The sequence below is a fragment of the Paenibacillus sp. FSL H7-0756 genome, assembly GCF_038006765.1.
Taxonomy (GTDB): Bacteria; Bacillota; Bacilli; order Paenibacillales; family Paenibacillaceae; genus Paenibacillus_AQ.
Map to the genome: position 1 here is coordinate 1,092,936 of NZ_JBBOVT010000002.1, position 13,913 is coordinate 1,106,848.

Genomic DNA, 13,913 nt, shown 5'->3' on the forward strand with positions numbered 1-13,913 from the left:
TTAGTGGAGTGAATGACAATTATTCCTCTGTCTTGTTCGGAACCACGTTAGTGACTCCGAAGGCCTGGCTGCCCAGCAACAGACGTTCACCCTGGAATTCATCATAGAAGGCTAACTTATAAGCTCCGCCGTCCATCGTCTTGTACACGGGTCTGCTGAGAGAGAAGGAATACTGGTTATTCGTCCCTTCAATCAGGTCTGTGCCCAGGGTAAGAACCTTCTCGGTAGCGATGCCGAACGGATCGGTAATCTGCAGAATCAGCTTATGCTCCAGCACACCTGCATCGTACAGGTTATCCTTTCTCAGGCTGTAGTTCATCGTGATATCCAGGGTATCGGATGACTTCATCCGCTTGCCTTGAGAGGTCAGGACAGAAATCGTATAAGGATATAGTACCGTTGATTCCAGCGTATTCTTCGGTACGTTAGCCTGCGGATTCAGCTGAAGCGCAGCCACATTGACGAATCCGGTCGCTTCTTCCTTGGCCTCGATCAGCTTGCCTTCTTTGATACCGGAACCTAGGTAAAGCGAGACATCCGCGAGATCCGTAGCCTTGGGCACCTTGGCCCATAAGACCACGAGCTGCTTGGCGCCCGGAGATGCGCTGTTCTCCGACTGGCTGGTGCCTGCTTCGAAATATTGGCCGTCCTTGGTCTTATAGTAAGCCTGGAGACGGGCCATTTTGCTCTGTCTTTTCTCTTCACTGCTCAGATAGAGCTCTGTGTATACCAGATTGTGGCTTTCCCCTTGATAGATCGTAGTCCGGTTCTCCTCGACACTGGCCGTTTTGCCTTTGCCGCTAATGATGTAGCTCTTGCCCTTCTCGATGGTCGGAATACTGTTAATCGAGTTACTGATGCTGACATCCATGAACGGGACGGTCTCTGAATTCTGTGTGCCGTTCAGGGCAATCCGCATATCCTGGAACTCTGAGGTATAGGCAATTTTACCGAGTACATACAGCTCCACTGACTTCCCTGGCGCAAGAACAGAAGAATCCTTATTGTCCATATACAGCTCGGTAGTCACGGGCAGACTTTCTTTATCCAACTTAATGGTTCCCTTCAGCTCAGGCAGCGTAAGAGACACGTTCTGGGTATTAGTGATTCTCAATTTGGCAGCCAGGATATCATCATCTCTCCAAGGATAGCGCTGCAGAGACACTATGCTGTACGAGAAGGAGCCGTATGAATTCGTGGTCATATACTCCTGGCCGGACGTGACTTCCGTACGTAATGCATATGGAATGACGAAGTAGGCTACCGGGAAAATCATTTTGGCAGTCGGTGTTGCAGGAGCTGCAGTGGACGGAGTGCCGGTATTCCCTGTATTTCCGGTGGACTCGCCGGTTCCGCCCGGTTCTGGTGCACTGATGCTCTCAGCGCCTACCGACTCTATCATCATAAGCTGCAATCCGGATTGATCGACTTCAAGCGGGATGCGGACCGTAAGCGGAACAATTTTGGTCTCTAGCGGTTTGAGGGTTACTCCGCTTACACCTTTGGAATTCACCGGAAAAACCTTACCCTTGACCGATTTGACCGCCAGGTCGTAGCTTGGCAGGGTTACCGCCTTGTTGCCGGTATTCTTAAGCTGCATCTGGAACGTCCATACCGCATCTGCATCCTGTGCGTACACATTAGCGTTGCGGAGCAGCGTGTCTACTGTGTTGTTATTGACTACTATCTTTTTGACTACACCGCTGCCCACTACCAGATTAGGCGAGCTTGCTGCCGGCAGCTTATAAGAGGACTTAGCCAGCTCCAGCTTCGCGGTCTCATCCTTCTTCGTGAATTGCAGCTTCATATTATCTGTTTTGAGATAGGCCGGGATTTCGGTAATGTAATAAATGCTCCGCTTCTCCTGCGGCTGAATACTGTAATCCGCCTGTGTGCCGCTCAGCGCCAGCTCGAAAGAAGTGCCGCTGGCAGATACCAGATACGCCGAATAGCCCGGATCACTGAGGACTTTATTGCCCTTATTGGTTAGACTGACTCCTACTTTGGCATAGACCTTGCCGCTGTATTTATAGAGCTGGAGAGAGTCTGCGCTGGCTGCGACAGGAATGTCGTTCATGATTGTACTTAAGCTTGTTCCAACTGGAGCCGTTGTTGAATAATTAGCGGGCACTCCAAAAGATCCCGTCTGCTTCAGATACCCTTTCGTCTTGGCATCCCAGACCAGCATCGAGATTTTGATCCCCTGCAAAGAGGAGGTTTGTCCCACATTTACATAATAGGTCACGCTAAGGCTTTCTTTGGCGCCGACTTTCTTCTTCAGGGCATCCGCACCTAAGGGATTCCCCGGAAGCACTGACCCTCCCGGAGTGACCACACGTGAGAAATAGTGCATTAAGCTGGCGCTTGAATTCCCGGAATTTGTATATTTAAGTGTGTATGACAAAATGCTCCCGCCAGGCTGGCTCCATATGTTGATATTCTCCAGTACTGCGGTCACTCCGGCACCCATGGGAACGGAATTGAACTTGAATGCCGCCGGAGCGGATACTGCGGGAGGCTTCGCCGCCGGGGCTGCATGTGCAGCAGGCGCAGTGATACTGCCAGCCACCTGGCCGGCAACGAGCGAACTCACCAGCAATGCAGCATATGTAACTCTATACTTTCTCATTTATTTCCCTCCAGATGTATTTACTAGCAATAGTATAGTTGCTCGGCGCGTGGAATTTGTATCCACTTTGTAACCCTTTGTTGCCATTTGTAACTTTCTGTCACACAACCAAGACTATCGCGGCGAGAATACTGCCATAAATGTAACAAACTTTCTTGATACTTGGTCCTAAAAAAGCTTGATTCTATGAGTTGAAGGAACGTCCGTATTGGTTCGGCGGCATCCCTTCTAACTGTCTAAACACCTTGATGAAATAACTGGATTGCTGAAAACCGCTCTGCAGCGCAATTTGCGCAACAGACAGCTTGGTGGATGCCAGCAGCAGCTTGGCCCGGGCCATCCGGCAATCGCTTAAATACCGGTTCGGCGTCTTGCCCATAATGCTGCGGAACAGGCGGAGAAAATGGTAGCTGCTATAACCGGCAAGGCTGGCCATGGACTCCAGCGTCCAGGGCCGCTCACACTCACTGTAGATCCTGTCGGCGGTAAGCCGGATGGAATGCCGGATCCCCAGCGGAACGGAGCCGTGAAGCGGTTCGGAGTTCTGCATCAGCGTAACCAGTATCTCATAGAGCAGTGTAGAGAGACGGGGTTCACTCCGGGTCTCATAGCCTGCGCTGAGCCGGTACATTTCCTCGAAGAGCGCTTCATAGCCGCTGGCGGGATCGAAGTTGAAGAAGTAGCCGCGTGACTGATCCGCTTCCTCCAGCATAGTCAGAGGCATCGCCGTGGCGAAGTGCATCCAGCGCACATCCCAGGCGGCTCCGGGATCAGAACCGTACTGCTGATAAGCCCCTCTGGGAAAAAGAAACCCGCTGCCCCGCCTCATGGATATCCGCTCCCCTCCCTGAAATACATACCCTTCCCCACCGAAAACCATGTGGAGATTATAGCTGTTCAGGAACCCCTCGCTTCTGCGCTCTGCATGCTCCGGGAAGTCGCTGTAATGCCCCAGCATCTCCGGATAACATACATAGTGGGCATAAGCGGGCTGCGGCAGAACCCAGTGCTTTCTCATGTGAATTTCCTCCTGCTCTGCGCTGACTCAAGCACGCAATATAATGATATAATAGCAATATTCTGTTATATAAGTGTATACACTGCTGATAATACAATAGATTGGTAGCTTAAATAAAGCATATTTTTACACTTGGAGGTTATGATGAAGAAACCTGTTGCAGCAGAACGATTTGAACTGGGCGTCTGCTATTATCCCGAGCACTGGCCTGAATCCATGTGGGCTGACGATTACCGCCGTATGGTTGAAACCGGATTCACTATTGTACGTCTTGCTGAGTTCGCCTGGTCCATTTTTGAACCGGAAGAAGGCGTGTTTCAATATGATCTGTTTGACCGTGCGGTCGATATGGCTCACAGCCACGGGCTGAAGGTTATTCTGGGAACGCCTACGGCCACTCCGCCTGCCTGGCTTACCGAGAAGTACCCTGAGGCTCTCAATGTTACTTATGAAGGTGTGACGCTACAGCACGGCATGCGCCGCCATTACAATTACAGCAGTCCCAAATACCGCGAGCTCTGTGCCCGAATCGTAACGAAGCTCGCTGAACATTACGGCAATCATCCGGGTGTTGTCGGCTGGCAGATTGACAACGAGCTGAACTGTGAGATCAATGTATTCTACTCGGAGAGTGATCATCAGGCCTTCCGCCTTTGGCTTCAGGACAAGTATGTCACCCTGGACAAGCTTAATCAGGCTTGGGGCACGGTGTTCTGGAATCAGACCTATACGAGCTGGTCACAGGTCTGCCTCACCCGGCCTACCCCTTCACCGAACCAGCCGAACCCTCACCAGGCTCTGGATGAGAAGCGCTTTATCTCTGATAACACCATCTATTTCGCCAAAATCCAGGCAGATATCCTGCGGAAATTAGCCCCTAACCAGTGGGTTACCACGAACGGTCTGTTCGGGCATCTGGACAGCCATGAGCTGAATGACGAGCTGCTGGATTTCTTCAGCTATGACTCGTACCCGCAGTTCTCCACCATCGGCTTCGATCCGGCAGAGGTGAACCCGATGCTTGACCGCGGCTGGGGATTGTCCCTGTCGGCTGTACGTTCGGTCAGCAGCAACTTCTGTGTCATGGAGCAGCAATCCGGTCCGGGAGGCTGGGTCAACCGGCTGGACATGCCTTCACCGAAGCCGGGACAAATGCGGCTCTGGACGTACCAGTCCGTCGCCCACGGCGCTGACATGCTGCTCTATTTCCGCTGGCGGACCGCCACGATGGGCAATGAGATCTATTGGCATGGCTTGAACGACTACCATAACCAGCCTAACCGGCGGGTGAGAGAAGCGGAGCAGATCGGACGCGAGCTGGCAAGCATCGGGCAGCAGTTCATCGGCAGCCGGACGCAGGCGAGCGTTGCAATCGTACGTGATTATGACAATGAGTGGGACGGGGAATATGATGTCTGGCACGGCCCGTTCATGTGGCAGAGCAACAAGGAATGGTTCAAGGCTCTGCAGCGGAAGCATATTCCGAATGACGTTCTATACCTGCGCAGCCATACAACCCTTGCAGAGCTTGCCCGTTATGAGGTGCTGGTCTACCCGCATCCGGCGATTATGACCGATGATACAGCGGCCCTGCTGGACCAGTATGTACAGCAAGGCGGGAAGCTCGTCTTCGGCTGCCGCACAGGCTATAAGGATATTACCGGACAATGCTACATGCGGCCTTTTCCCGGAGCGGCACAGGAGTTGTGCGGGGTAACGGTTGAAGAATTCACGCTGGTCAAAGGAACGCGCAAGCCTACCTCCATCCGCTGGAACCATGATCCTGAGGCGCTGACCGGTGCAGATGCCTTCAATGACATCCTGCAGGTGGAAGAGGACAGTGTAGAGGTTATGGCAACCTATGCGACCGACTACTATGCCGGCAAACCGGCAGTAACCCGTAACACCCGGGGCCAAGGCGAAGTGTGGTATTACGGCGCCGTGTTCAATGAGCCTGCTGTGCTGCAGATGCTTGGCAGCCTGGATCTGGTCTCGCCAGCCGCAGATTGGGCGGAGCTGCCGCCAGAGGTTGAATTGCAGATTCGCTCCACAAGCGAAGACGCCTCTACAGGTGTCGCCTTCCTGCTCAACTACAGCGAAGAACCGGCACAGATTGTGCTTAAGACAGCCAAGACGGATCTCTTAAGCGGCCAGACCCTGTCGGGGAGCTATACGATGGAAGGGTTCGGCGTACTCGTCTTGAAATAACCAAGAACTCCAAAAGGGTTCCGCTGCCGCAGATCGCTCTGCGGACGGCGGAACCCTTTTCACAGTTTTTACAGTTACAGCTAATATTCCCTTGCAATTCGCTATGAATTATTAGATATTAATACAATGTATTTATTACCGGACCTTAATGAGCCAGTGCTAATCCCGCAGCAGTCATTCGTATGCTGTATGTTGGCGCTGGAGTGATAGCAACTGCATTTTGTACATTAGAATACTGTAAAAAAGACTTTGAAATAGAATCTACTGTATTCTGTACAATTGAATGTTGAGAAAGGGCTATTTTTCATCCAAAACACAACATTCTACTGTATGAAATACAATAGAATCTCATTTCACGGTCAGCTATGCATTTTCTATTGTATAAAATACAATCACATACTTATATGTAAGAGTAGCAGACGGCAGACGGGGCAGGATCGTCATAATAGCAGCTCAATGTTCATTCTCAGACTTTAACACCCCTGAGGTTCATTTTTTACAGTTTTCAAGCTATCTCTGTTCTAGTCATTATTCCATTACCCGGAAGGAGCATACCTATGAAGCCAGAATCCATTCATCAGGAGCCGCTATCCGGTGGCAGCCTGGTTACAGATAGCACAAGTGTGCCGGAGAGCAGCGATACGTTCTGGCAAGGGGTCAAGGACTGCCTCCCCACTCTGCTCGGTTATCTCAGTATAGGGTTCGCCGCAGGCGTTGTGGAGAAAACAGCGGGGCTGACCCTTGCCGAAATCGCCATGATCTCAATTATCCTGTATGCCGGTTCGGCCCAGTTTATTGCCGCTGGTATGATTGCCGCCGGGAGCAGCGCCTCCGGGATTGTCATTACGATTCTGCTGGTTAACCTGCGTCATCTGCTGTTAAGCGCAGCATTGTCGCCGTACTTCCGGCATCTGACCCCGCTGCGCAACCTGCTGATCGGCTCATTGCTCACCGATGAGACCTTCGGCGTAGCCATTCAGAAGAGTGCCGCAAGGAAGCAAATCAGCGAGAGATGGATGCACGGCTTGAATATTACCGCTTATCTGAACTGGTTCCTGGCCAATATCGCCGGCGCTATTCTCGGTCAATGGATATCCAGCCCCGAGAAGTGGGGACTGGATTTCGCCCTTCCGGCTATGTTCATCGGACTGCTGGTCCTGACCATTATGGGACGGCGCAAGTATAGACTGGATATCACTGTCGGAATAGCAGCTGCTGCGGTGGCCGTGCTCGTCTCTGTGCTGTGGTCACCCAGTATGGGTGTCATAGCTGCCGCGCTGGTAGCCTCAACGATTGGAGTAGTGATGGAACAATGGAAATAAGACTTGATATTGCTATAATCATTCTCGGAGCCGCGTTCGTTACCTTCATTCCGCGTGTCCTTCCGCTGATGCTGCTAAGCCGGATCACGATCCCGGAATGGGGCATGCGCTGGCTGAGCTATGTGCCGATTGCAGTCATGGCTGCTCTGGTTGCCCAAGAGCTGCTCGTAACCGGCGGCAGGTTCGCAGTCCTGTCCACCAATGTGGAGCTAATCGCCGCCCTCCCCACCTTCTGGGTAGCCATCAAGACCCGCAGTCTGCTGGCCACTGTAATAACCGGTATTGTGACGCTGATGCTACTGCGTCTGCTGTTCTGACTCTGTTGACTGGTACGCCGTACGATCACTTTCAGACCACGTGCGCTAATCTTGCCTGCACTCCAGCTGCAATACTCTCTTAATGAAGCTGCCTATATTCCCGATGGCCTGCTGAGCTTCCGGAAGCATGGCAGCCATCAGCTGAAAGACGCACCACATGTTCTCCCAGATCTGGAGCTCTACAGTATTGCCCGCCGCCCTTGCCTGTTCGGCCAAGCGCTCTGCATCACTAAGCAACACCTCATGATCTCCCGCCTGTATGAACAGGGGCGGCAAGTCCCGGAGATCCATTCTTAGCGGTGACAAAATTGCAGGCCACGTACCGCCAAAGTCCCCCATATATTCCTCAAGCATTCTCTGATTGGCATTCCGGCTTCCTGTCGGGTCCACACCTGCACGGCTGTCGTAAGACTCTCCGTCCAAATGGACAAGATCGGCATGGGGAGATAGCAGGCATGCACCAGCAGGGAGCTTGTCCCCCTGTTCCCGCAGCGTTATTAAGGTCATCAGCGCAAGCGTGGCTCCGGCAGAATCTCCGCAGACTATGATATTCCCGGCATGAATGCCCCGTTCCAGTAGCCAGTGGTAAGCTGCCAGGCAATCTTCATTGGCTGCCGGATAGCAGAACTCCGGTGCAAGCCGGTACTCCACCGTTAAGACGGCAATTCCCCCAGCTGCTTGAGAGAGGCGGGATGCCAGATCTCTATAAATCTCGCAGCTGCCGGATACGAACCCTCCGCCGTGAAAATATAGAATTACCTTGTTATCTGCGGGTTGCGGATGCCCGGCACATTGCCGACTCTCTCCCTGCGCCCGGACCCACTCTCCGCTGAAAGTCTCCGTTCCAACCGGTTCAACCTTCACACCTTCAAGTAAGGGGATTTGCCTGGAAGCTTCCGCAGCCGCAGCCCGGATCTCCTGCACCGTTCTTCCAGAGTAATTATTATTGCTTTTGAGATAGGCTGAAATGGCCTGCAACTGTTCAATCGGGGTGCTGCTCGGATACAACATACATGTAATTCCTCCTGTTATCCTGAGATGCCCCTACTATAAACCCTGTAGCTATGTACAGAGTCAAGCGGCAATTCCTCCGATTAACAGGTGGCAGCGGATTAATCATTCATGTTCAACATAGCAAGCGTATCCTGCACGCCCGGGTGCCTGTCTTGAGACAGAAGGCCGGACTTTAACGCTTCAAGCTGGCTGCGTGTCTCGTTCCTCCGGGCAATCTCCAGATCGACAGCGGCGATCTTCCGCTCAATGACTTGGACGAAATCACCAATTCCAATGCTTCGGTCGGCAGATTTAACGAGTGCCTTCTTGATCTCCTGAAGCGTGAACCCGCAGTTCTTGGCATTACGGATAAAAGCAATCCGGAGGAGCGTCTCCTCCGGATACAGCCGATACCCGCCTGCTGAACGCTGCGGCAGCGGGATCAGCCCCTTCTTCTCATAGAACCTGAGCGTCTCCATATTAATCTGAGCCTCTTTAGCCAGCTCACCGCGCAGATAAGTGGTCACAGCTGCTGCTCCTTCCCAATATTCGCTGAATGTAATGATTCGGCTACAGCTTCAACTGCTCCTTAAGCGCTGCCGCCTCAGCGTCAGTAAGTTCAGGCAGCTCCTCCTCGGTATATCGGGCCTTATGATATAGGCCGAGCAGGCGGCTGTGGACAGCTTGATCGCTGCCGGGGTGCTTGATCGAACGTTTCCTGCCTTGCGACCAGGCGGCTACATCCGCAGCTGTCTCCTGCGGGGTCAGGTAAGGCTTCATTTCATACCCTTCCGCATGTCTGGCCCGCAGCCAGTGCCGGTAGAGCCAACGGATGCGCTCGCGGCTTCCGTCCATCCCCTCCCAGCGGTCCCGGCGGCTGGCTGGTGTCAGCTTGGAACGCACGTACTGGCGGAAGTCCTGAACAGTCTGCTCCCAGTTGAACAGGCTGGTCTCCTCATCCTGATACCCCGAAGCCGCTGGCGTCTCTCTGCGCAGCAGGGACAACAGCCTGTCCATCGCTCTGCGCAGGATGCCTCCTGTATTTCTGTATAACCAACGCAGGATAAAATAGAGTACCGCAAGAATAGCTGCCGCTCCTAGAATATAGAAGCCTATATTTAGAATCATCGACAGCAAGCCCGGTTCACCCGGCTCCGCTGCAGGCATGGGAGGGATGGCCTCAGGCGGTGCTTCTGCTGGCGGTGCCTCCTCGGAACCGGAGGATAGCCGGCTGAGCCAGGCGAAGAATGCCCGCGTCATATTCCATAGCAGCATTCCTACCGCCTTACCGCCCCCCGCCGCAAGCAGTGCGGCCAGGATAATGAAACCGGCCACGAACATCCGGTTATGCCTCCGAAGTCCTTGTGGCAAATTTCCTGCACCTTCGTTCAAAGAGCTATACCGCAGGTGTGTGCTGTTCGTAGCCAGCAGTGCCAGGATCAGGCATAAGCTGCCGCTCCAGGTGAGCACCGCTGCACTCGGCTGGAGACCGGGTATGCGCGAGAAGACAATCGAAGCGACAAAATAAAGGATAATCCCGCTGATATACAGCCACAGCCGGTTCCCCCGTGTGGCTGCCGTCATACCAAGGAAGGCAGACACTGCCGCTCCGGCTGCCAGCGGAAGGCCCATAAGTGTCAGCGTACCGGTTAAAGCAACTGTAATAGCTCCGAGAACCAGCGCCGCCAGCAGCTGCTTCCAGCGGCGGTTGCATATCTTCCGCAGCAGTACACCAGCTGCGGCCAGTACCGGCAGCAGATAGATCCAGCGCAGCGCCTCGGCCTCCGGCTGGAAATAAGTCTGGAGTACCAGCCATACGGGGAGCAGCAGCAGCCATTCGATGAGGGCTGACATCCATATGGCGAAATTTTCTTTGAAGGCATCCGGGATTCGGGAATTCATAGCTCACCGCCCCCTTCTGCCGGAATATCCAGCCACTCTACACCGTTCCCAAGGAAGCTTAACCCTGATGCAGCCAGCTGCAGCTCTGCCCCCCGGTGGCAGGTAATGATCAGATAATCCATATCTCCCTCACCCTTGTCCGCTTCAATCTCCATCAGCCTGCTCATCGGCACAGTCCGGTCCAGATTCAGTCTGGCCAGCAGGCCAAGGAACTCCTCGGTATGGGCAATGGACCAGGTGTCCACCGAATCTCTTGCCCCGCTCCCGTCCAGTCTTCCATTGCTGAGCAGCCGGACCTCAATCCCGTGGCTGATCGCATACTCGGCTATTGTTGCCGCATAGCGGATACCCAGTTCTATGCGCTGTACGTCGGTAACCGTTCTCCACATGGACTCACTGGTCTCTACGTTCAGGCAGATGACCAGCCGGGAATCGGCGGTGTAATCCTTCTTATGCACCTGCATACTTCCCGTCCGGGCGGTCGCTTTCCAGTTAATGCTCGCCAGGGAATCCCCCGCGCTGTACTCTCTTGTACCGGCGGTCAGGAACGGATCTTCGACGATCCAGCGCTTGACCGGCAGCTCTCCAAGCCAGCTGTGAACCGGCAACGGAAGGTCATGGAAACGCAGCAATCCGGGGTAGACCAGCAGTTCCAGATGAAGCGGGAAGGTCTTGGCGCTGCGGCTCAGTCCGAACAGATCGCCGGTAGTCATGGTTGCCGTCTCCAGGACGAACAGCCCCCGCTCCCTGCAGGTGATATTATGGCGCCGTTTGATATGGCGGAAAGATCTCAGGAAGAATAAGCTGACATGATTCTGGGAAATCTCTCCACTGCTGATGCCCAGATTCTCCTGGTTACCGAATTCAAGCCCCTTGGCTATGCTGGATTCCAGCCGCAGCCATGGCAGCGGCAGCAGCTTCTTGTTCATAATCTCCTCAACCATCTCGACCTGTTCTCCGGCGTACACCGCTTTGGCAGAGAAATAACGGGTATAGCTGACCTTCTTCAGTGCATTCCGGTCATAGATCAGCGAGATCAGGACCAGCAGAATGAACGTGCTTGCTATGAACCACGGCAGCGACATGGATCACTCCACCCTTCCGCCTCTGGACAGGACCGCAGGCTCAGCAGGCACCTCGATTTCACGCAGCACCTGAAGCACTACCTCTGCCGACTGGCCTTCACGGACTCCGGGACCACGCTGAAGAATCAGCCGGTGTGCCAGCACGGGAACCGCAACCTCTTTGATATCATCCGGGATACAGTAGCTTCTGCCCTGGATCAGTGCATACCCCTGCGAGGCGCGCAGCAGGGCGAAGGCAGCCCGGGGGCTTGCCCCCAGCCGGACCGCCGGGGAGGTACGGGTGGCCTCAACCACGCGCATCATATAAGCGAGCAGCTCGTCACTGACGGCAACCTCCGCAGCCAGGCGTTGAATATCCTGAATCTGCCGGGCTGTGGCCACCGCAACGGTATCCTCCAGCGGGTTATTTTGGCGGAATCTCCGGAGGATATGTATCCCTTCCTCAAATGTCGGATACCCGCTGGTAATCCGCATCAGGAACCGGTCCAGCTGCGCTTCAGGCAGCGGAAAGGTCCCTTGGCTGTCCACCGGATTCTGCGTAGCAATAACCAGGAACGGCCGCTCCAGCTCATGCGTCACTCCGTCTATCGTAATCTGCCGCTCCTCCATACACTCCAGCAGGCTGGACTGGGTGCGCGGCGTGGCCCGGTTAATCTCATCCGCAAGCAGAATGCTGGCAAATACCGGCCCGGGGCGGAATTGAAATTCGCCGGTCTTCTGATTATAGTAATTGATGCCGCTTAAGTCGGACGGCAGCAGGTCGGGCGTGAACTGAATCCGCTTGAACGTGCAGTCCAGGGAACGGGCCAGTGTTTTGGCGAGCAGCGTCTTTCCGGTGCCGGGAACATCCTCCAGCAGCACATGACCATTCGCCAGCAAGGCGGTCAGCAGCAGGTTCACGCCGCCCTCTTTGCCGACAATAACTTGCGCCAGATTACTTCGGATCGATCCAATTAGAGCGGTTGCTTCTTGAAGATTCATGAATAATAACACCATCCTATTCCAAAAAAAGGTATGTACATATAAGCTAATCATACCAGAAAGCGTCTACATTATATAATAGCTATATAAGACTCACTGAGGCTTTGAACCTGAAGCATGGTCGTCACTGCGGTGAACATTTGGACTTCCAGCCGCTGTTGTCACCCGATTTCTTTGATTTTATCCGCTCTTCGCGGTTGAAATCGGTTGACAAAGGCGGACGCTGCCGCTCTTCCAGTTCCAAATTTCCCCTCCGCTTCTTTTACTTTTTTGTTATTTTTTTTAGTTCACCTTATATAGAACGCACAAATAAGGAGCCGTCATCCGGCTCCTGTTCAACTCAACAACTCAAATTATCATATAATACCTGTGCTAAAAGCCCATCACCGGATGAGGCACATACGGCTCCTCAAGCCGGCGGATTTCCTCATCGGTGAGGATAACCGATACCGCTGCGGCGGCATCCTCCAGATGGCTCATCCGGGTTGCTCCGACAATCGGCGCTGCAACAGGCTTCTTCTGTAGCACCCAGGCCAGTGCCACCTGTGCGCGGGGAATTCCCCGCTGCTCCGCAATCTCCTTCAGCCGCAGGGCCACCAGCCGGTCCGCTTCCTCCGTCTGTGAATACAGCAGCTTGCCGAACTGATCACTCTCCGAGCGGGTGCTCGTCTCCTGCCAGTCCCGGGTCAGGCGGCCGCGGGCCAGCGGACTCCACGGAATGACACCGATCCCTTCCGCTTCACACAGCGGCAGCATCTCCCGCTCCTCCTCCCGGTACAGCAGGTTCACATAGTTCTGCATCGACACGAACCGGGTCCATCCATGACGCTCTGCGGTATGCAGTGCCTTAAGGAATTGCCATGCAGGCATGGAGGAAGCGCCGATGTAGCGGGCTTTGCCCGCTTTTACCACATCATGCAGGGCTTCCATCGTCTCCTCAACCGGCCTGGACGGGTCCCAGCGGTGAATCTGATACAGGTCCACATAATCTGTGCCCAGCCGCTTCAGGCTGTGATCAATTTCGCTCAGGATGGCTTTGCGCGACAGTCCTCCGCCATTGGGGCCGGAACGCATGCGGCCATGCACCTTGGTAGCCAGCACAATCTCGTCACGGGAGGCGAACTCCTTGAGGGCCCGTCCGACAATCTCTTCACTGGTCCCATCCGAATAGATATTAGCCGTGTCGAAGAAATTAACCCCCAGCTCCAGCGCTTTGCGGATAAACGGCCGGCTCTCCTGCTCATTCAGCGACCAGGGATGACTCCCGCGCTCCGGCACCCCATAGCTCATACACCCCAGGCAGATCCGTGATACATCCAGTCCGGTCGTTCCCAGCTTCACATAGTCCATAATCGGCAGCATCCTCCTTGTAGTAGAAGTAGATCCTATGAAATCGATTATAGTATACCTCTACAGCGCCCGAATGGAAAATCTTCCCGATGCCTCTTAGGACAATGG

At 54.0% G+C, this 13,913-nt stretch carries 11 protein-coding genes; 3 read left to right on the top strand and 8 right to left on the bottom strand.

Annotation, left to right across the window (positions count from 1 at the left end):
* Positions 1-19: 19 nt before the first annotated feature.
* Both NST04_RS21330 and NST04_RS21335 read right to left on the bottom strand, forming a co-directional pair.
* Positions 20-2,629 carry a hypothetical protein gene (locus NST04_RS21330; protein ID WP_341186044.1) on the bottom strand — a complete coding sequence of 870 codons (2,610 nt, stop codon included), beginning with the start codon at positions 2,627-2,629 and terminating at the stop codon, positions 20-22.
* Positions 2,630-2,813: 184 nt separating this feature from the next.
* Positions 2,814-3,647, bottom strand: a complete 834-nt coding sequence (locus NST04_RS21335; protein ID WP_341186045.1) for a helix-turn-helix transcriptional regulator — start codon at positions 3,645-3,647, stop codon at positions 2,814-2,816.
* Between the two features lie 144 nt (positions 3,648-3,791).
* Between NST04_RS21335 and NST04_RS21340 the strand changes: the two genes are divergently transcribed.
* From NST04_RS21340 to NST04_RS21350, 3 genes are all read left to right on the top strand, one after another.
* A complete protein-coding gene (locus NST04_RS21340; protein WP_341186046.1) occupies positions 3,792-5,855 on the top strand; it encodes a beta-galactosidase in 2,064 nt (687 codons plus the stop codon).
* Positions 5,856-6,412: 557 nt separating this feature from the next.
* Entirely contained in the window at positions 6,413-7,177 is a 765-nt protein-coding gene (locus NST04_RS21345; protein WP_341186047.1) for an AzlC family ABC transporter permease, read from the top strand.
* Positions 7,168-7,494, top strand: a complete 327-nt coding sequence (locus NST04_RS21350; protein WP_341186048.1) for an AzlD domain-containing protein — start codon at positions 7,168-7,170, stop codon at positions 7,492-7,494. The genes NST04_RS21345 and NST04_RS21350 overlap by 10 nt, the downstream gene beginning before the upstream one ends.
* 45 nt (positions 7,495-7,539) lie before the next feature.
* Here the strand turns inward: NST04_RS21350 and NST04_RS21355 are convergent, their stop codons facing one another.
* The 6 genes from NST04_RS21355 to NST04_RS21380 all read right to left on the bottom strand — a co-directional run bounded on the left by NST04_RS21355 (position 7,540) and on the right by NST04_RS21380 (position 13,805).
* Positions 7,540-8,505 (bottom strand): alpha/beta hydrolase, encoded by a 966-nt coding sequence (locus NST04_RS21355; RefSeq protein WP_341186049.1) that lies wholly within the window; start codon positions 8,503-8,505, stop codon positions 7,540-7,542.
* Between the two features lie 101 nt (positions 8,506-8,606).
* Positions 8,607-9,014 carry a MerR family transcriptional regulator gene (locus NST04_RS21360; protein ID WP_341186050.1) on the bottom strand — a complete coding sequence of 136 codons (408 nt, stop codon included), beginning with the start codon at positions 9,012-9,014 and terminating at the stop codon, positions 8,607-8,609.
* A gap of 43 nt (positions 9,015-9,057) precedes the next feature.
* Complete coding sequence (locus NST04_RS21365) at positions 9,058-10,389, bottom strand: hypothetical protein (protein WP_341186051.1); 1,332 nt, start codon at positions 10,387-10,389, stop codon at positions 9,058-9,060.
* Positions 10,386-11,474, bottom strand: coding sequence for a DUF58 domain-containing protein (locus NST04_RS21370; RefSeq protein ID WP_341186052.1), 1,089 nt, complete (start codon positions 11,472-11,474; stop codon positions 10,386-10,388). The genes NST04_RS21365 and NST04_RS21370 overlap by 4 nt, the downstream gene beginning before the upstream one ends.
* A gap of 3 nt (positions 11,475-11,477) precedes the next feature.
* Positions 11,478-12,455 carry an AAA family ATPase gene (locus NST04_RS21375; protein ID WP_341186053.1) on the bottom strand — a complete coding sequence of 326 codons (978 nt, stop codon included), beginning with the start codon at positions 12,453-12,455 and terminating at the stop codon, positions 11,478-11,480.
* A 372-nt stretch (positions 12,456-12,827) separates the two neighbouring features.
* Positions 12,828-13,805 carry an aldo/keto reductase gene (locus NST04_RS21380; protein WP_341186813.1) on the bottom strand — a complete coding sequence of 326 codons (978 nt, stop codon included), beginning with the start codon at positions 13,803-13,805 and terminating at the stop codon, positions 12,828-12,830.
* Positions 13,806-13,913: the final 108 nt, after the last annotated feature.